Origin of the sequence: Pseudomonas sp. BN415, assembly GCF_029871195.1 — a bacterium.
Lineage (GTDB): Bacteria > Pseudomonadota > Gammaproteobacteria > Pseudomonadales > Pseudomonadaceae > Metapseudomonas > Metapseudomonas resinovorans.
Genome location: NZ_SSOK01000054.1, coordinates 1 through 17495 on the forward strand (window position 1 = coordinate 1; position 17495 = coordinate 17495).

Genomic DNA, 17495 nt, shown 5'->3' on the forward strand with positions numbered 1-17495 from the left:
GGTAGTTTGGCGGAGCCAAACCCGGATGCAGGGGCAAGCCCTTTGGTTCCTTTCGGCGCTTGAAAAAGAGACTCGTCCGGGGGGACGAAACCAGAAGCATCCGCAAAACTCGGCAAGCAGCCTGGCTCAGGACGTTCTAGCAACACTTAACACAGACATAGCCAATGATTTCACCCCTACAGGTTGCACGTTCCGTGGCACAGACAGCCCCCCCCTCTCCCTCCGGGAGAGGGGGGGAGAGGGAAGCGGAACCCCGTTTGGCTCCAGCAATTACCCCCGCTGAAACACCAACGCCTTCAACCCCGCATCCGCATCGATATCCTCGAACTCCGGCGGATTCTCCAGCCGCTCCACAAATCGCAGTTCCGGCGCTTCCGCCGCCATCCCCTTAATGAGGAAATCCGGCCCGATGGCGGGATCGTTCACACAGGCCAGCACAACCCCGTTCTCGGTAAGCAACTCCGGCAGGCGGCGCAGGATCTTCTGGTAGTCGCGGGTCAGGGCAAAGCTGCCTTTCTGGAAGGAAGGCGGGTCGATGATCACCAGGTCATAAGGACCGAGCTTCTTCACCTTGCCCCAGGACTTGAACAATTCGTGGCTGAGGAAACTCACGCGGCTGAGGTCATGGCCATTCAGTCGATGGTTATCCCGTCCCCGGCTCAAGGCCGAGCTGGCCATGTCCAGGTTCACCACATGCTCCGCACCGCCCTCGATGGCTGCTACCGAGAAGCCACAGGTGTAAGCGAAGAGGTTCAGCACACGCTTGCCCTGCGCAATGGCCAGAACCCAATCGCGACCGTAGCGCATATCGAGGAACAGGCCATTGTTCTGCTTCTTGCCCAGGTCCAGCTTGAAGCGCAGGCCGCCTTCGCTGACCACACATTCATCCACTGCCTCACCCCACAGCAGCTCCACGGTGCTTTCCAGCAGGTAGCGATGCTGCAACATCAGCGTGCGAGCGCCACTGCGCTGCCACCCTGGCGATTCTGCGAGGCGCAGCAACATGGTCCTCAGCGCAGCGAGTTCGTCTTCGCCCACTTCGCGAAATAACGACACCAGCACTATCCCCTGTAGGCAGTCGGCCGTGACATGTTCCAACCCCGCCCACCGCCTTCCGCGGCCGTGGAAGATGCGACGGATCTCGTCCGGAAAATGCTCCAGGGCGGCGATCAGTTGCTGTTCGAGGGTGGCGATGGCGTCGTGGTTCATGGCGGGAGTTCACGGAAAACGGGGCGGCATTCTAACCCGAGCATTCCGGCGGTATGCCGTGGTGTGGCGAGCGGCTACTGGCCGGTATTCGCGCATGCAAAGAGGCGAGGCTGTGATGGAAGCACCCGAGGGGCAACGCGCCCCGACCAGACGCCGCATGAAAGGTCGGTGGCTGCTGCTTACGGCGATGGTATAGCTTGCCGGCCTGCTCTTCATGACCGTCTTGCTTGGACTGGACCTGATACTGCTCGGCAGCGGACTCGAAACCGATATCCCGCTTGCCACGGGACGGCTCTCCATAGACGGAGGTGCGCGGGTGCTGGGCGCTTGGAACTACACGCTGCGCATGACGCTGCCGTCTTTGAAACTGAAGTTCAGGAGTACGCGATGAGTTCGCGTTTATTTTAGATTCTTTCCGATTCCCATTCTCTTGTGTTTCTCAAAGATCAACAGGCCGTATAAATAAGCTTCCGTGCCAAAAGTTGTTTCTTGGCGATTTATCCTGAGAAAGTGGCTCTCGACTCGACGTGGAGAATCGAATTTTCAGCTTCTCGCGTCTGGGGGGCCTTTCGTTGAATGAGGGCGGCCGTTTGTTCACCGAATTGGGATGACTTGGTTTGTAATGTCGAGGCACCCAGCCTTGCTGAGCATCTAGGCTTGGCCACCTCCTCGGTAGCCTTAAGTCCGCCTCAGGCTTTTGCTGATCGGGGAAATTCCATGTGAAAGGCGGTAAGGCCGCCGGCTGAGGTACACCAGATTCGGCCCCGGTGCGCCTCGACGATTGACCGGGTGATTGCCAGCCCCAATCCAACATTACTGGGGCCGCCTTCTCGGCGCGCCGGATCAACACGATAGAAACGGTCGAAGAGCCGCTTCAGGTGTTCTGCAGGAATCATCTCGCCTGGGTTCTCGACGCTTAGCGTGGTCGCTGCGCTGGTCTGGGTGATGTTTACCGTGACGGTGTTGCCCCGGGGGGTATAGCGCAGGGCGTTAGAGAGCACGTTCGAGATGGCGCGATCCAACATCAGGACATCGCCGAGAACACCGCCATCCCCCGAGGCCTTGAGCGATAGACCACGGTCCTCCGCCGCCAGTTGGTAGTAGTCGAAAAGCTTGTCGACAATCTTCTCCAGCTGGACCTGCTCGCGCTGGGTAACGATCAGTCCATTGTCTGCCTTGGCCAGGAACAGCATGTCATCGATGATGCGTGACATCCGATTGAGGTCGTCGAGGTTCGAGTACAAGGTTTCCTCATACGCCCCGATATCGCGCCTCCTCGAAAGCACAACCTCCGTCTGAGTCGTCAGGTTACTGACCGGCGTTCGCAGCTCGTGCGCAATGTCGGCGGAGAAGTTGGACAGCCGCACGAAAGCCTCATCGAGCCGGGCCAGCATCGCGTTGAACGACGCCATCAACTGCTGCAACTCCATGGGCACCGGTTCCATGGGAATGCGCTCTTTGAGGGACTTGGCCGACATCGAGGCCGCCATTTGCGTCACCTGCCACAACGGACTCAGACCACTGCGAGCGACCACCCAACCGAGGGCGGCACTGACCAGGGCACTGATGACCAGCCCGATGGTGAACCAGCGTTGCAGGGCTTCGAAGAACGCCATGTGATGGGTGACGTCCAGCACCAACAAGAGCGTCAACGGGGCCGCCAGACCAGGGATGTTGATCTCGGCCGTCAGGCCACGGTACATGACTGCTTGATCCTGCCACTCCCACATGGTGGGGGCCGATCTGACGCGAAGTCCCTGGGGCACATTCACCATGGCCGGCTCAGCAAACAAGACCTGGCCTTCGCTGTCCAGAATGATCGCCGCCAGGTCACGGTGCGCGCCCAGCAGCGCATTCAACTGCGGCTTCAACCCGGCCATGTTCGTGACACTGGGCAGTCTCTGGAGAATGCTTTGTGTTGACTCAAGCTTCTCCACCAGGACTTGGTAATCGAGCGACTCGAAGTGGCGTTGACTCAGATGGTTGAAACTAAGACCGGCGACCGTCAACACGACAGTGACGGCGAGCATGAACATCAGGCTCATCCGCGCCGTCAGGGAGAGGTGTTTCATTCCGGCTCCGGTCCATCGAGCATGTAGCCCATGCCGCGTGCGGTATGGATCAGCTTGATCGCAAAGTCATCATCGATCTTGGCTCTCAGGCGGCGGACGGCCACCTCGATTACATTGGTATCGCTATCGAAGTTCATGTCCCAGACCTGGGAAGCGATCAGCGATTTCGGCAGTACCTCGCCGCGTCGGCGCATCAAGAGTTCGAGCAGCGAGAACTCCTTGGCTGTGAGTTCGATTCGCTTCCCGCTACGAACCGCTCGACGCTTCAGGAAGTCCACTTCCAGGTCGGCAATCCTGAGAATGGCCTGGGTGGGCGCGGTGGTACCACGCCGCAGAAGAGTTCGCACCCGTGCCAGAAGCTCGGCAAAAGCGAAGGGTTTGATCAGATAGTCATCCGCACCCAATTCAAGCCCCTTTACCCGATCTTCGACCCCATCCCGAGCGGTCAGGAACAGTACCGGCACGTCTTTCCCGGCAGTGCGAACCAGCCGTAACACCTCCCAACCATCCAGCCCCGGCATCATCACGTCGAGGATCAACAGGTCATAGGACTCGCTGAGGGCATGCTGCAGGGCATCGGTGCCTGTCATCACCCGGTCCACGTTGAACCCAGCCTCGCTAAGCCCCTGTTGCAGATATGTGCCAGTTTTCGGTTCATCTTCAGCGACCAGAAGTTTCATCCGCGGTCTTTCCAAAATGTCAGGTGCCCAGAGTTTGCAGGCAAACAGGTCCTCCAAGACGAAGCTTACAAAAATGTAATTCTGGGCTCAGGCACCTGTTGGGGAGCGCTGTCTAGGGGACAAGGATGCGCGATGAGCCTCTGCTCGCTCGGCTCTCAAGGCCGGCGCCGGTAAACGTGCAGTGCGCAGCATTGATTGGCGTCTACAGGTGAACTCGGGGGGCGGGACACAGCGTGTCCAACCCCGAGGCGTTCGAGTCGGGCTCGGGGATCGGCGTATGCGGCCAGGTGGGCGGCAAACAGCTTCAGCACGGCAATACGACCTTGATGGAAGAGGCTGGCCCGGACATCAGTTCGCTGCGAGATCGGGCCGAGCTGCTCCGCCTGGAGGGCATGAGCATCATGTACCTGGCCATCTCTTGTCGTCGATGATTGCGGCATTGGCCATGAGCGTAAGTTCGGCTTCCGTGGTCTTCAACGCGCTGCGCCTGAAACGCGTGGCCACGGACTGAGAGGGAATAGTCGAGTGTCGACATGGGGCCTGATTCCGGGACGAAGATAAATCGCTTGGCCGGGCCTTGACCTTGCCATAGCGTCAAGGTTGAAGCTGTAAATGCGGTGAGTGAAGCCGTTCCAGCTTGAGAGGTCCGCTATGTTCGTTTTGGAAGTTTCCGGTATGGGATGTGGCAGTTGTGTCAGCAAGATCACCAAGGCCATCCAGGCTGCCGATGGCGAAGCCAAGGTGATCGTTGATCGCGCTGCCGGTACGGTGAGTGTCGAAAGCGGCATCGAAGCCGAACGCGTCGGTGAACTGGTCCAGGCGCTCGGTTACCCCACCAGAATCAGCCGCTAAGTCCCGCTGCCACTCGGATTGAAAGCTGCCGCGCCATGGTTCATGGCGCGGGTTCTTCAGCTATGGCCTGATGTCGACTAACTCGCACGACGATCCCATCCACAACCCACTGCTTTAGCCAGCTGGCTGCCTGGGCGGGGGCTTCATCGCCGTTGCTTTCCAGTAACGAGAGGCAGAGGTCCGCGAAGGTCAGCTGCTCCCGTACCATGAGTTGCAGCGCCGCAGCCTCCAACGGATCGAGTGTCCGGTATTGAGAAATGAGTGCGTCGCGCCAGACCAGGCAGGTCATGGGGTGTTCAAGCGGCAAGCCTGGAGGAACGGTGGCGTCGGCTTTGGCGGCCTTCCAGATGTCGAGGGTATTGAAGTTGAAGGTGAGCCAGCACACGCTCGGGTGGAGTCGAACGCTGAGGTCGGTCCAGTCTTGCGGGCCGAACGCGGCAATATCCTGGAGCGACAGGGACACTTCGTCGGCTGCATCGAAGGCCAGCGTGAAGGCCCATTCCAGCGCCGCCAGTTCCCGTAACTGGGAGGCCTGGGGTTCGTCGAGGAATTCGCTGATGAACTCGGGAAGTTTCTCTCCCAGCCAGCGCAGACTGAAATGCCGGGGAGGCCACGCCGCAAGGTAGGCCTGGGCCAGTTGGTCGAAAGCCTCGGTGCCCAGCCAGTAGTAAATGGCCGGAAAGTCTTCGCGCAGCACGGACAACAATCGGGCTCGGTAAGCATGGTGATAGACCTGCAAGCCATCCTCGGCTGAGAGCGCCTTGCTTCCCCGCAGGTGCTGCAATAGCTCAGTGGGGGCGGTACTGTCACCTCCCTGCAGGTAGCGTTCAAAGGCCTGCTGCAAGGCAATCAGGCGCATGCTGCAGCCTCCAACTGGCGGGCCATGAGCGCCCGGGCCTTCGCCAGTTCGGCCAACAGTTCAGGCAATGGGGGGAAGAGGTCGTCGCGCTCGACCAGCGTCGCCCGTGGCCCCAAGTGCTGGATCGTCCGGGCGTAGAGGTCCCACACCGGATCGGCAATCGGCTGGTCGTGGGTATCGATCAGGTAATGGCCATAGTCGCTGTGGCCGGCCAGATGGATCTGGCGGATGCGTTCCTGAGGCAGTTCCTGGATGAACTGCCAAGCATCAAAGCCCTGGTTACGGGCGCTCACGTAGACATTGTTGACGTCCAGGAGCAGCTCACAACCGGTCAGCTCGCTCAGCTCGCGGAGGAAGGTCGCTTCACTCATGGTCGACCCGGCCCACTGGACGTAGGCGGACACATTTTCCAACACCAGCGGTCGTTCAATGACGTCTTGTACCAGACGGACCCGGGCAGCCACCTGTTCCAGGCTTTCCTGGGTGAACGGTAGCGGCAGCAAATCGTGCAGGTGGTGAGCACTGCCACGACTCCAGCACAAATGATCGGAAATCCACTGAGGCTGCACCCGCTCGGCGAGCCTTTTCAGCTGGAGAAGGTAGTCATGGTCAAGGGCGTGTGGCCCACCGATCGACAGCGATACGCCGTGCATAACCAACGGGTAGCGCTCCTTGATGGCATCCAGGAAATAGAGCGCCTTACCGCCTTCAACCAGGTAGTTTTCCGAGATGATCTCGAACCAGTCGATGGCAGGGGCTTGCTCCAGTATTTGGTGGTGATACTCACTGCGGAGCCCCAAGCCAAATCCGAGAATGCTGTGATCGTTCATCCTGGGCTCCCAAGGGGGAGTGACAAGCACTCCCCACGGCAAGACATCACTCGCTGGTCCGGCCGCCAGCCTCATCGCATTTGGCCTTGGGCATCAACTTGAAGCCCTGGCCTTTGCAGGCGCCTTGCCCCTGGCAGGAGTTCTTGGCGGTCATGCAATCGTTCTGGCCTTTGCAGGCATTCACCCCGAAGCACTTCACGTCAGCGGTTTTGGCATCTTGAGCCGCTTGTACAGGCAGGGCCGCGAACAGGCTGGCCGCAGCAAGGGCCAGTGCAGCGCCAGTGGCGGCAGTGGTTTTGGTCGACATAAGGCTTTCTCTCATGGTGTTGGTCGGAGTTCTGCCGGGTATTCGTTGCTGTCAGGCACGCAGCGACCGATGAGCCTGGCACGTCGGTCTGAAGCGGCGACGGCCGGTCTTGCCCGGCATGTCGAGGACACTACAGATCGAGCCGAAGGCTCCACAAGGAGGAAATGCCAACCTTACAAAACTGTAATGTTCAGCTCAGGTTACTGACAGCACGGGGTGGCTAGTGTGGCATCGAGTCTGACACTCAGCCCGCACCTGCCGGGCTACCGCGTCCCTAGTCGAGGAAACCCGTATGAAATCGATGAAAGCCCTGATCGTTGTTGCCGCTCTGACTGCCTCGTCTTTCGCCATGGCCGCCGGCGGTGGCGATCGGACCATGGCCCGTGCCGACAAACTGGCCCAAGCCTCGATGGAAGCCTACCGCCAGGGGCAGCAGAAGGCCGAGTCCTCGGTCGCTGAAAAGGAAAAATCCGCCGAACATGCCAACTGCTGAGGCTGGAGCGTTGGCCAACCTTACAGAAATGTAATCATCTGAAAGGTTGGGATATGGCAGCTTGTTTGCTTGCGGCCGCGCGCCAAATGGAAAGCGACCGCGAGCAGGCCTACTAGGGTGCAGGAATCACCCGGTGTGGCAGCTTCTTCGCGTTGGTCGTTCAGCGCTGGCTCCATTGACTCATTGGACATACACGGCATGCATTGCAAAACCTCAAGGCGAACCTTCGTCAAGGGCCTGGCCGCTGGCGGCATTCTGGGCGGACTGGGCCTTTGGCGCACTCCTGTTTGGGCGGTGACCAGCCCTGGTCAGCCCACCGTGCTGAGCGGCACCGAATTCGACCTGTACATTGGGGAAACCCCGGTGAACATCACAGGCTCCGCGCGGATGGCCATGGCGATCAATGGCACCATTCCGGGGCCAATTCTGCGTTGGCGTGAAGGCGACACCGTCACCCTGCGGGTGCGCAATCGCCTCAGGGAAGACACCTCCATCCACTGGCACGGCATGATCCTGCCGGCCAATATGGATGGCGTGCCGGGCTTCAGCTTTGCCGGCATCGCACCGGATGGCATGTACGAATACCGCTTCCAGGTGAAGCAGCACGGCACCTACTGGTACCACAGCCACTCCGGCCTGCAGGAGCAGGTGGGCGTATACGGCCCCATCGTGATCGACCCGAAGGAGCCGGAGCCCTATCAGTACCAACGCGACTACGTGGTGATGCTGAGCGACTGGACCGACGAAGACCCGGCCCGCGTGATGGCCAAGCTGAAGAAGCAGTCGGACTACTTCAACCAGCACAGACGTACTGTCGGCGACTTCATCAACGACGTCAGCGAGCAGGGCTGGTCGGCCGCCATGGCCGACCGCACGATGTGGGCGGAAATGAAGATGAGCCCCACCGACCTCGCGGACGTCAGTGGCGCCACCTACACCTACTTGCTCAACGGCCAGGCGCCGAATGGCAACTGGACCGGGCTGTTCCAGCCGGGCGAAAAGATCCGCCTGCGTTTCATCAACGGCTCGGCCATGACCTACTTCGACGTGCGCATCCCCGGCCTGAAAATGACCGTGATCGCCGCCGACGGCCAGCCGGTAGAACCGGTGAGCGTCGATGAGTTCCGCATTGCCGTGGCGGAAACCTATGACGTGCTGGTGGAACCCGCCAGCGACGAGGCCTATACGATCTTCGCCCAGTCCATGGACCGCTCCGGCTACGCCCGCGGCACCCTGGCCGTGCGCGAAGGCCTGAGCGCGCCGGTACCGCAGCCTGACCCGCGTCCGCTGATCAGCATGGCCGACATGGGCATGGACCACGGCTCCATGGGGCACGGCGACATGGCGGGAATGGATCATTCGCAGATGGCGGGCATGGATCATTCCAAGATGACGGGCATGGACCACTCCAAGATGGCCGACATGGGCGGCCAGATGCAGACCCATCCGGCATCGGAAACCGACAACCCGTTGGTAGATATGCAGACCATGACGCCTGCGCCCAAGCTGGCGGACCCCGGCATCGGCCTGCGCGACAATGGCCGCCGCGTGCTGACCTACGCCGACCTGCGCAGCACCTTCCCTGATCCGGATGGCCGCGAGCCCGGCCGTACCATCGAGTTGCACCTCACCGGGCACATGGAGCGCTTCTCCTGGTCCTTCGACGGCATCCCCTTCGCCGATGCCGAACCGCTGCTGCTCAAGTACGGCGAGCGCCTGCGCATCACCCTGGTCAACGACACCATGATGACCCACCCCATCCACCTCCACGGCATGTGGAGCGACCTGGAGGACGAGCACGGCAACTTCCTGGTGCGCAAACACACCATCGACATGCCGCCGGGCACCCGCCGCAGCTACCGCGTCACCGCCGATGCTCTGGGCCGTTGGGCCTATCACTGCCACCTGCTCTTCCACATGGACATGGGCATGTTCCGCGAAGTCCGTGTCGACGAATAAGGAGAGACCGATGAGCAAGTCTGTGCAGCCCCTTACCGCTGCCACCCTGGCCTTTGCCCTGCTGGCTCCCGCTGCCTGGGCCGCCGAGGCACAGCCAATGAACCATGGTCAGATGGACCACGGGCAGATGAATCATGGGCAGATGAATCACAGCCAGATGCAGAACATGGATCACAGCAAGATGGACCATGGCGCCATGGATCACAGCCAGATGGATCACGGCAGCATGGACCACCAGCAGCAATCGCCGGCCCAATCCACCGGCTACGGCAGCCGCACGCCCATCCCGGTGCCGACCGAGGCCGACCGCGCCGCCGCCTTCCCGCAGCTGCCGCCCCACCACATGCACACCGGCGGCATCAACAGCCTGTTCCTGATGGACCAGTTGGAGTACCAGGACGCCGACGACGCCAGCGTGCTGAGCTGGGATGCTTCGGGCTGGATAGGCCGCGACGTCAATCGTTTCTGGTTCCGCTCGGAAGGCGAACGCGCCAACGGCAAGACCGAGGAAGCCGAAGTGCAGGCGCTCTATGGCCGCGCCATCAGCCCCTGGTGGGAGCTGGTCGCCGGCGTGCGCCAGGACTTCAAGCCCGGCTCGCCGCAGACTTGGGCGGCCTTTGGCGCTCAAGGTATGCCCTTGTACGGCCTGGAGACCGAGGCCACGGCCTTCCTTGGCGAGAACGGCCAGAGCGCCCTGCGACTGGAAGGCGACTACGACATCCTGCTGACCAACAAGTTAATCCTGCAGCCCACGGCAGAAGTGAACTTCTATGGCCGCAATGACCACGAGCGCGGCGTCGGTTCCGGGCTGGGCAACACCGAAGTGGGCCTGCGCCTGCGCTACGAGATCGTCCGCGAGTTCGCGCCCTACATCGGCGTGACCTGGAACCGCAATTACGGCAACACCGCCGACTTCGCCCGTGAGGAAGGTGAGGACAACGACGAAGCCCGCTTCGTCGCCGGTATACGCTTCTGGTTCTGAGACCCCGAACATGAAAAGAACAATTAAGACTTTAGCCATTGCGAGCACCGCAGCTGTAGCCGGCATCATGGGGGCTGCTTATGTGGGCCTCTTTAATGTAGGCGCTGACGACCCGCACTGGGCACCGGTTCACGCATTTCTGACGATGGCCCGGGAACGCTCGATTGCTGTGCGTGCACGGGATCTCGAAGTGCCGAACCTGAAGGATGAAGCGCTGATTCGCGCCGGCGCCGGCAACTACAACTCCATGTGCATCGGCTGTCACCTCGCTCCCGGCGTGGCTCAGACCGAGCTGAGCCAGAGTCTCTATCCAGCACCGCCGAATCTGGCCAAGGTAGGTGTGGATGGTAATCCGGCCAACGCGTTCTGGATCATCAAGCACGGCATCAAGGCCACCGGGATGCCGGCGTGGGGCAAGAGCATGGGTGACCAGTACATCTGGGGCATGGTCGCTTTCCTGCAGCAGCTGCCATCACTGGACGCTGAGCAGTATCGAGCCTTGGTCGCCAGCAGCGGTGGTCACCAGCACGGTGGCGGCGAATCCAAGATGCATAACCACGAAGGCCAGCACGGTGACAATGTCTCCGCGAGTGGCAGTCATCATGACAGCGCTGGTGAAGATCACCATGCCAACCAGGCAGGCGATGATCACCATGGCGCCGGACACGCCGGTCAAGATCACCATGCCGGCGAGGAAGGCAAGGCCTCCCATCACGAGGCCGAACAGGCTCAGGATGACAGCACACCGGCTCCGAAGAAGCACACTCACGCCGATGGCAAAGAGCATGTCCATGAAAGCTAAGTCTCATCGAGCAGTGCGACTTGTCGCGCTCGCCTCGCTTTTCCTGGTTTCCGCTGCCCAGGCAGCAGAAGCGCTGACGGTTGATGTCCACCGCAGCGCCAGTTGCGGTTGCTGCATGAAATGGGTTGAGCATCTGGAAGCCAATGGCTTCAAGGTCATCGATCATGTCGAGGCGGATATGACCTCGATCAAGCAGCGTTTGGGGGTCGCCCCTCGCTTAGCGTCCTGCCATACCGCCGAGATTGACGGCAAATTCATCGAAGGGCATGTCCCGGCCGCTCAAGTCGTCGAACTCAGCAAACGCTCCGATCTGCGGGGCATTGCCGTTCCCGGAATGCCGGCCGGTTCGCCCGGGATGGCGGTTGGCGGAAAGCAGGACGCCTACCAGGTCATAGGTCTGACTCAAACCGGTACCGACCAGGTGATTGCCGAATATCCCGGTAATTAACCTCGGTCTGCACGACCTGCCTGGCCAGCCATCCGGCTGGCCAGGCTTTTTTCTGGGTTGAACAGCCACTGCAGGCCGTCTTGACAAGCAGTAGCTACTACGTGCTCAAGAACTGGCCGCAACATCTGACTGGCCGGCTGGCCGGCGTGACAGTTGCCGCCGACGCATCAGGCGGTATGCCGCGGGCAACACGAACAGCGACAGCAAGGGCGCAGTGACCATACCGCCGACCATCGGCGCGGCAATACGACTCATGATCTCGCTGCCGGTACCACTGCCCAGGAGAATCGGCAGCAGACCGGCGATGATCACTGCCACGGTCATGGCCTTGGGTCTAACGCGCTGCACAGCCCCTTCGCGAACGGCCGCAAGCAGGTCTTGTTCCGTGGCCTCACTGGAATCCTCGCGTTCGGCCCAGGCGTTCTTCAAGTAAAGCAGCATGATCACTCCGAATTCAGCAGCGACCCCGGCTAGGGCGATGAAGCCGACGCCGGTAGCCACCGACAGGTTGTAGCCGAGCAGGTAGAGGAACCACACCCCGCCGGTGAGGGCGAAGGGCAGCGTGGCCATGATCAGGAAGGCTTCGTCGAAGCGAGCAAAGGTCAGGTAGAGCAGCACGAAGATGATCAGCAACGTGGCTGGTAGCACCAGCTTGAGCCGGGCATTGGCCCGTTCGAGGAACTCGAACTGGCCTGAGTAGGCCAGGCTCATTCCCGGCTGCAGCTTGACCCGCTCCGCGACTACCCGGCGCAGATCGGCGACGACCGAAGCGATGTCGCGGCCGCGCACGTCGATGTAGACCCAGCCAGAGGGACGAGCATTCTCGCTTTTGAGCATGGGTGGTCCATCGGTGATCTGGATGTGCGCCACTGTACCTAGGGTGATCTGGCTGCCTTGCGGCGTGTAGATCGGCAGTTGCTCCAGTGCACCTGGTGAATCACGCCACTCCCGGGGATAGCGCACGCTGATCGGAAAGCGCGCGAGACCCTCGATGGTCTCGCCGATGTTCTCGCCGCCGATGGCGCTGGCCACGATTGATTGCACGTCGGCGATGTTAAGTCCGTAGCGCGCCGCTGCCTGGCGATCGATATCGATATCGAGGTATCGCCCGCCGGTGAGGCGTTCGGCGAGGGCCGAACTGGCCCCGGGTACGGTCTTGGCGACGCGCTCGACCGCCTGGGCGGCGGCATCAATGTCCGCCAGGTTCGGGCCAGCGATCTTGATCCCGATTGGGCTCTTGATCCCGGTAGCGAGCATGTCGATACGGTTGCGGATGGGGGGAATCCAGATATTCGTCAGCCCCGGGACCTTCACCACCCGGTCCAGTTCTTCCACCAGTTTTTCCGGGGTCATGCCGGGTCGCCATTGCTCGCGTGGCTTGAACTGGATGGTGGTCTCGAACATTTCCAAAGGCGCCGGGTCGGTCGCCGTCTCGGCGCGGCCCGCCTTGCCTAAGACGCGTTCGACCTCCGGTACCGTCTTGATCAACCGGTCGGTGATCTGCAACAGCTGGCTGGCCTTCTGCGCCGACAAACCGGGCAGTGCCGATGGCATGTAGAGCAGGTCGCCCTCATCCAGCGGAGGCAGGAACTCCCCGCCCAACCGCGAGATCGGCCACAAGGCGCTGAGGAAAATCAGCAAGGCCATCACGATGGTCAGCTTGGAGTGGTGCAGCACCCAGTCCAGGGCGGGCTGGTAAAGTCGGATCAGCCAGCGGTTAAGCGGGTTCTGGTCCTCCCTGGGAATGCGTCCGCGAATCCAATAGCCCATCAGTACCGGCACCACGGTCACCGACAAGCCGGCGGCCGCGGCCATCGCGTAGGTTTTGGTGAAGGCCAGTGGGCCGAAAAGGCGGCCTTCCTGGGCTTCCAGGGTGAACACCGGGATGAAGGAGAGAGTAATGATGAGCAGGCAGAAGAACAGCGCCGGCCCGACTTCGGCAGCGGCTTCGGTCATCACGTGCCAGTGCTGTGGACCCTTCAGTTCCTCGCCCGGGTGAGCGGTGTGCCACGCCTCGATCTTCTTGTGGGCGTTCTCGATCATCACCACGGCGGCATCCACCATCGCGCCAATGGCGATGGCGATCCCTCCCAAGGACATGATGTTGGCGTTGATCCCCTGATAGCGCATGACGGTGAAAGCGATTAGCACCCCGACCGGCAGGGAAATGATGGCGACCAGCGAGGAGCGCAAGTGCCAGAGGAATGCCGCGCAGACCAACGCAACCACGATGAACTCTTCCAGCAACTTGTGGCTGAGGTTTTCCACGGCGCGATCGATCAGCTGGCTGCGGTCATAGGTGATAACGATCTCAACCCCTGGCGGCAGGCTCTGGTGCAGCTCGTCCAGCTTGGCCTTGACGGCCGCGATGGTCTCACGGGCGTTCTTGCCGCTGCGCAGGATGACCACGCCGCCGACCGTTTCGCCCTCGCCATCGAGTTCGGTGATGCCGCGACGCATTTCCGGCCCTTGCCCGATGGTCGCCACGTCCCCCAGGGTGACTGGCACACCATCGACGCCGAGTTTGAGCGGCACGGCGCGAAAGTCGTCCAGGGTTTTCAGGTAGCCGGTCGCGCGCACCATGTATTCGGCTTCGCCCATGGTCAGCACGGCGCCGCCGGTTTCCTGGTTGGCTTTGCCGATAGCCTCGATCACCGCATCCTGGGTGAGTCCCTGGCTGGCCAGACGGAGGGGATCGAGCAGTACCTGATATTGCTTGACCATGCCGCCGACAGTCGCCACCTCGGCGACGTTGGGTAAGGTCTTCAGTTCGAATTTCAGGAACCAGTCCTGCAAGGCGCGCAGTTGGGCTAGGTCATGCCTGCCACTGCGGTCCACCAAGGTGTACTGGAAGATCCAGCCGACCCCTGTGGCGTCGGGCCCGAGGACGGGCTTTGCCGAAGCCGGCAGGCGGCCCTGGGCTTGGCTGAGGTATTCGAGCACCCGTGATCGTGCCCAATAAAGATCGGTGCCGTTCTCGAAGATCACGTAGACGAAGCTGTCACCGAAAAAAGAGTAGGCGCGCACCGTCTTGGCCCCCGGGACCGAGAGCATGGCGGTGGCCAGCGGATAGGTGACCTGGTTCTCGACGATCTGGGGGGCCTGACCCGGGTAGGGCGTGCGGATGATCACCTGAACATCGGAAAGGTCCGGCAATGCATCGATCGGTGTGTTTTGCACGGACCAGATGCCCCAGGCGGTGGCGAACAGCGTGACCAGCAGGACCAGGAAGCGGTTGGCGACCGACCAGCGAATCAGCGTGGCAATCATGGCTGGCCTCCCAGTTTGTCGAGCCGTTCGATCACCAGACCGCTATCGGTCTGGCGGACTGCGACGCGGACCTTATCGCTGGTCTTGATACCGACCATCAGCGCTGGATCGGCCAATCGGAAGGTCATGGTCATGCCCGGCATACCCAGCGTCCGGAACGGCCCATGGGCCAGGGTTACCCCAGCATTGTCGATCGCCATGACCTGCGCTTCGGCCTCGTGCAGCACGGGCGCGGCGGTGGCCGCAGGCCGCTCGGTCGCAGTGGCGATCAGGCCTTTCAGGCTGGCTTCGGAATCCAGCAGGAACTGCCCGGAGGCGACCACCTGCTGGCCTTCCGTCAGTCCTTGGGTGACGACGGTCCGGTCCGCGCTTTCCGGGCCGAGTCGGATTTCCACTGGCCGGTAGCGGCCACCCTCTTCGGCGACCATCACCAGGGCTCGGCGGCCGGTGCGAATGATGGCTTCGCTGGGCAGCCACAGGACGTTCTGGTCGGTCGAGCGGTTCAGGCGAACCTGGGCCGTCATGCCGGGGCGCAGCCGGCCGTCTGCATTGGGTAGTTCGACACGCATCCGCAGCGTGCGGCTGTCCTGATTGGTTTCCGGCAGGATTGCATCGAGAGTTCCCGCCAACACTTCTCCCGGAAACGCCGGCAAGCGAGCTTCGACCGCTTGCCCCTGGGCAATGGCCCCGGCCTCGGCTTCCGGAACGGCCAGGCTGAGCCAGACGCTGTTGAGGCCGTTGATCCGGACCAGCGTGGTGCCGGCCGCCACCGCCATGCCAGTGCGCACTTCCAACTGCTGGACGACGCCAGCGATCGGGCTGTTCAGGGTGATGACCGCTCGTGCCTTACCACTGCGTTCCACCTGGTTGATCAGCGCCGTCGGCATGCCCAGTAGGCGCAGGCGCTGGCGTGCAGCAGCGAGTAGCCCTGCATCATCGCTGTGTTTGAGCGCGAGGAATTCTTCCTGGGCGGCGGCCCAACTCGGAATCAACAGGTCCACCAGCGGGGCGTTGGTAGCGAGGACATCGCCCGGGGCGCGGGCATAGACCCGCTCGACGAATCCGTCTGCACGGGCCTGGACTACCGCGACCTCGCGTTCGTTGAACGCAAGCACGCCGACCACATTCAGGCTGTTGGCCAGTGGGCCACGGGTGACTGCGGCCAATCGCAACCCGAGGTTCTGGGTCAGGCTGGGATCGATGCGGATGGCAGCGGTTTCCGCAGCGGCATCGGCGTACTGCGGGATCAGTTCCATTTCCATGAAGGGCGACTTGCCCGGCTTGTCGAACTTCTGTTGCGGGTACATGGGATCGTACCAATACAGCACCTTGCGGCCATCCTGCATCGTCGGAGCCAGCGCGGTCGGCGCACCGGAAACACCTTCGGTGCGGGAGGTGGCGTACCAGTAGCCGCCCACCAGCCCCAGGGCGATGGATAAGCCGCTCAGCAGCGCACTTTTCCAGAGTCGTGCACTCATGGATGGCTCTCCCCATAGGTGAAGTGGAGCTTGGCGCCGGTGAGGGCGCGCTGGCCTTCAACGTCGATCTGTTTCAGACGTGCCTCGATCAGCTCGCGACGGGCCGTGATGACGGCAGACAGGTCGCGCGTACCGCCGCGGTAGCTGGCCATGGTGAGGTCGACCTTCTCCTGAGCCAGTGGCAGCAGACTATCTCGACCGCGGACGACGGCCCGGTCGAGACGCTGGTACTCCGCCAGCTCCGCTTCCAACTGCTCGGCACGTTCTCGGGTCTGCGCTTCGCGCTCAGCCTCTAGCTGGTTGAGTTCCGCGCGGCGGGCAGCGATCTTGGGGTTCTGCCGGGAGCCTGGGAATAACGGCAAGTCAAAAGTGAACTGGACGCTCACCATGTCGCCGAACTCGCGGCCTCGGCGCTGGTAATCGACCTCCCAGCTCCAGTCGGACTGCTTGTCCGCCTCGGCCTCGCGTACCTTGGCTTCAGCCTCACGGGTAATTGGGGTGAAGGCCGATAGTTCGGGGTGTTGTTGCAGTTTGCGAGTGAAGTCGGGGGCTGCGATGGGCCACCTCGGCAGGTCCCCCATCAAGGGCGCATCGGCCGCGGAGCCTATCCAGCGACGCAAGCCGGCACGAGCCTGGGCGTGCTGACTGGTCAGTTCGTCTTGTCGTTCCGTGAGCTCGGCCGCTTCCTGCCTGGCAGTGATTGCGTCAGCCGCCTGCGCCTGCCCTCCCGCAATCTGCGCACGCACGGCGGTGGCCAGCAGGCGATTCTCGCGAAAGAATTGTTCAAAAAGCGCCTGTTTGCGCTCCACCGAGTAGCGTGCAATCCACGCCTCAGCCGTCGCCTGGCGAACCCTCAGGCGCTCGACGCGCCCCTCGGCTGCAACGCGGTCGATGGCCGCGTTGGCGACCTCGATACGGGCCTGGCGCTTGTCGCGGTTAGGCATTTCCTGCATGACCCCGACCATCTGCATGGTCATGAAGTCCTGATCGAGGGTCCAGCGGTCGGGGCCACCCACGGGATAGTTCTGCACGCCAAGGAGCAACTTCGGGTCCGGCAGTTCGCCGGCGGGAATGGCGTCACTGCTGGCAGCCTGGAATTTCGCTGCCTGGGCGACCAGCGAGGGGGCGTTGGCCTCCGCCAGGCGCAGGGCCTCGTCGAGGGTCAGATCGGTGGCATGACCTGGGAGGGCCCAGGCGAACGCCACCAGAGCGGTTGTGATCGGCCAGCCGGTGTAATCGAGTGTGCGCTTCATT

Annotated in this window: 16 protein-coding genes and 1 pseudogene; 8 read left to right on the top strand and 9 right to left on the bottom strand. The window is 61.9% G+C overall.

Features of this window, described 5'->3' with window-relative positions:
* Nucleotides 1–270: 270 nt before the first annotated feature.
* Nucleotides 271–1209 (bottom strand): class I SAM-dependent methyltransferase, encoded by a 939-nt coding sequence (locus E8F20_RS14650; RefSeq protein ID WP_280284354.1) that lies wholly within the window; start codon nt 1207–1209, stop codon nt 271–273.
* Between the two features lie 214 nt (nt 1210–1423).
* Here E8F20_RS14650 and E8F20_RS14655 point away from each other — a divergent pair, with 214 nt between their 5' ends.
* Nucleotides 1424–1600 (top strand): hypothetical protein, encoded by a 177-nt coding sequence (locus tag E8F20_RS14655; protein ID WP_280284355.1) that lies wholly within the window; start codon nt 1424–1426, stop codon nt 1598–1600.
* 298 nt (nt 1601–1898) lie between these two features.
* Here the strand turns inward: E8F20_RS14655 and E8F20_RS14660 are convergent, their stop codons facing one another.
* Together E8F20_RS14660 and E8F20_RS14665 are read right to left on the bottom strand one after the other, a co-directional pair.
* Nucleotides 1899–3281, bottom strand: coding sequence for a heavy metal sensor histidine kinase (locus tag E8F20_RS14660; RefSeq protein ID WP_280284356.1), 1383 nt, complete (start codon nt 3279–3281; stop codon nt 1899–1901).
* On the bottom strand, nt 3278–3961 hold the full coding sequence (locus E8F20_RS14665; RefSeq protein ID WP_280284357.1) for a heavy metal response regulator transcription factor: 684 nt from the start codon (nt 3959–3961) through the stop codon (nt 3278–3280). Before E8F20_RS14665 ends, E8F20_RS14660 begins: the two co-directional genes overlap by 4 nt.
* A gap of 224 nt (nt 3962–4185) precedes the next feature.
* On the opposite strand from E8F20_RS14665, the pseudogene E8F20_RS14670 reads away from it, so the two are divergent.
* Together E8F20_RS14670 and E8F20_RS14675 are read left to right on the top strand one after the other, a co-directional pair.
* Nucleotides 4186–4377 (top strand): annotated as a pseudogene (locus E8F20_RS14670) (heavy metal translocating P-type ATPase); the annotation flags it as partial.
* A 235-nt stretch (nt 4378–4612) separates the two neighbouring features.
* Entirely contained in the window at nt 4613–4813 is a 201-nt protein-coding gene (locus E8F20_RS14675; protein ID WP_280284358.1) for a heavy-metal-associated domain-containing protein, read from the top strand.
* A 40-nt stretch (nt 4814–4853) separates the two neighbouring features.
* Here the strand turns inward: E8F20_RS14675 and E8F20_RS14680 are convergent, their stop codons facing one another.
* From E8F20_RS14680 to E8F20_RS14690, 3 genes are read right to left on the bottom strand one after another with little or no spacing between them, the layout of a single operon-like run.
* Nucleotides 4854–5672: a DNA-binding domain-containing protein gene (locus E8F20_RS14680; RefSeq protein WP_280284359.1), complete on the bottom strand. Its 819-nt coding sequence runs from the start codon at nt 5670–5672 to the stop codon at nt 4854–4856.
* Nucleotides 5663–6502: a DUF692 domain-containing protein gene (locus E8F20_RS14685; protein ID WP_280284360.1), complete on the bottom strand. Its 840-nt coding sequence runs from the start codon at nt 6500–6502 to the stop codon at nt 5663–5665. The genes E8F20_RS14680 and E8F20_RS14685 overlap by 10 nt, the downstream gene beginning before the upstream one ends.
* Nucleotides 6503–6548: 46 nt before the next feature.
* Nucleotides 6549–6809: a DUF2282 domain-containing protein gene (locus tag E8F20_RS14690; RefSeq protein ID WP_280284361.1), complete on the bottom strand. Its 261-nt coding sequence runs from the start codon at nt 6807–6809 to the stop codon at nt 6549–6551.
* A 292-nt stretch (nt 6810–7101) separates the two neighbouring features.
* Between E8F20_RS14690 and E8F20_RS14695 the strand changes: the two genes are divergently transcribed.
* The 5 genes from E8F20_RS14695 to E8F20_RS14715 all read left to right on the top strand — a co-directional run bounded on the left by E8F20_RS14695 (nt 7102) and on the right by E8F20_RS14715 (nt 11493).
* Nucleotides 7102–7302 carry a co-regulatory protein PtrA N-terminal domain-containing protein gene (locus E8F20_RS14695; protein ID WP_280284362.1) on the top strand — a complete coding sequence of 67 codons (201 nt, stop codon included), beginning with the start codon at nt 7102–7104 and terminating at the stop codon, nt 7300–7302.
* A 198-nt stretch (nt 7303–7500) separates the two neighbouring features.
* Nucleotides 7501–9261 carry a copper resistance system multicopper oxidase gene (locus E8F20_RS14700; RefSeq protein ID WP_280284363.1) on the top strand — a complete coding sequence of 587 codons (1761 nt, stop codon included), beginning with the start codon at nt 7501–7503 and terminating at the stop codon, nt 9259–9261.
* 10 nt (nt 9262–9271) lie between these two features.
* Complete coding sequence (locus E8F20_RS14705) at nt 9272–10243, top strand: copper resistance protein B (RefSeq protein ID WP_280284364.1); 972 nt, start codon at nt 9272–9274, stop codon at nt 10241–10243.
* 10 nt (nt 10244–10253) lie between these two features.
* Complete coding sequence (locus tag E8F20_RS14710) at nt 10254–11045, top strand: cytochrome c (protein WP_280284365.1); 792 nt, start codon at nt 10254–10256, stop codon at nt 11043–11045.
* Nucleotides 11035–11493, top strand: coding sequence for a DUF411 domain-containing protein (locus E8F20_RS14715; RefSeq protein ID WP_280284366.1), 459 nt, complete (start codon nt 11035–11037; stop codon nt 11491–11493). The genes E8F20_RS14710 and E8F20_RS14715 overlap by 11 nt, the downstream gene beginning before the upstream one ends.
* Before the next feature lie 105 nt (nt 11494–11598).
* Here E8F20_RS14715 and E8F20_RS14720 read toward each other — a convergent pair whose 3' ends face one another.
* From E8F20_RS14720 to E8F20_RS14730, 3 genes are read right to left on the bottom strand one after another with little or no spacing between them, the layout of a single operon-like run.
* Nucleotides 11599–14763, bottom strand: coding sequence for an efflux RND transporter permease subunit (locus E8F20_RS14720; protein ID WP_280284367.1), 3165 nt, complete (start codon nt 14761–14763; stop codon nt 11599–11601).
* Complete coding sequence (locus E8F20_RS14725; protein ID WP_280284368.1) at nt 14760–16241, bottom strand: efflux RND transporter periplasmic adaptor subunit; 1482 nt, start codon at nt 16239–16241, stop codon at nt 14760–14762. Before E8F20_RS14725 ends, E8F20_RS14720 begins: the two co-directional genes overlap by 4 nt.
* Entirely contained in the window at nt 16238–17494 is a 1257-nt protein-coding gene (locus tag E8F20_RS14730) for a TolC family protein (RefSeq protein ID WP_280284369.1), read from the bottom strand. The genes E8F20_RS14725 and E8F20_RS14730 overlap by 4 nt, the downstream gene beginning before the upstream one ends.
* Between the last annotated feature and the right edge of the window lies 1 nt (nt 17495).

Coding starts and splice junctions, on each gene's coding strand:
- E8F20_RS14650 (WP_280284354.1), bottom strand. CDS start 1,209: ATGAACCACGACGCCATCGCCACCCTCGAACAGCAACTGATCGCCGCC.
- E8F20_RS14655 (WP_280284355.1), top strand. CDS start 1,424: ATGACCGTCTTGCTTGGACTGGACCTGATACTGCTCGGCAGCGGACTC.
- E8F20_RS14660 (WP_280284356.1), bottom strand. CDS start 3,281: ATGAAACACCTCTCCCTGACGGCGCGGATGAGCCTGATGTTCATGCTC.
- E8F20_RS14665 (WP_280284357.1), bottom strand. CDS start 3,961: ATGAAACTTCTGGTCGCTGAAGATGAACCGAAAACTGGCACATATCTG.
- E8F20_RS14675 (WP_280284358.1), top strand. CDS start 4,613: ATGTTCGTTTTGGAAGTTTCCGGTATGGGATGTGGCAGTTGTGTCAGC.
- E8F20_RS14680 (WP_280284359.1), bottom strand. CDS start 5,672: ATGCGCCTGATTGCCTTGCAGCAGGCCTTTGAACGCTACCTGCAGGGA.
- E8F20_RS14685 (WP_280284360.1), bottom strand. CDS start 6,502: ATGAACGATCACAGCATTCTCGGATTTGGCTTGGGGCTCCGCAGTGAG.
- E8F20_RS14690 (WP_280284361.1), bottom strand. CDS start 6,809: ATGTCGACCAAAACCACTGCCGCCACTGGCGCTGCACTGGCCCTTGCT.
- E8F20_RS14695 (WP_280284362.1), top strand. CDS start 7,102: ATGAAATCGATGAAAGCCCTGATCGTTGTTGCCGCTCTGACTGCCTCG.
- E8F20_RS14700 (WP_280284363.1), top strand. CDS start 7,501: ATGCATTGCAAAACCTCAAGGCGAACCTTCGTCAAGGGCCTGGCCGCT.
- E8F20_RS14705 (WP_280284364.1), top strand. CDS start 9,272: ATGAGCAAGTCTGTGCAGCCCCTTACCGCTGCCACCCTGGCCTTTGCC.
- E8F20_RS14710 (WP_280284365.1), top strand. CDS start 10,254: ATGAAAAGAACAATTAAGACTTTAGCCATTGCGAGCACCGCAGCTGTA.
- E8F20_RS14715 (WP_280284366.1), top strand. CDS start 11,035: ATGAAAGCTAAGTCTCATCGAGCAGTGCGACTTGTCGCGCTCGCCTCG.
- E8F20_RS14720 (WP_280284367.1), bottom strand. CDS start 14,763: ATGATTGCCACGCTGATTCGCTGGTCGGTCGCCAACCGCTTCCTGGTC.
- E8F20_RS14725 (WP_280284368.1), bottom strand. CDS start 16,241: ATGAGTGCACGACTCTGGAAAAGTGCGCTGCTGAGCGGCTTATCCATC.
- E8F20_RS14730 (WP_280284369.1), bottom strand. CDS start 17,494: ATGAAGCGCACACTCGATTACACCGGCTGGCCGATCACAACCGCTCTG.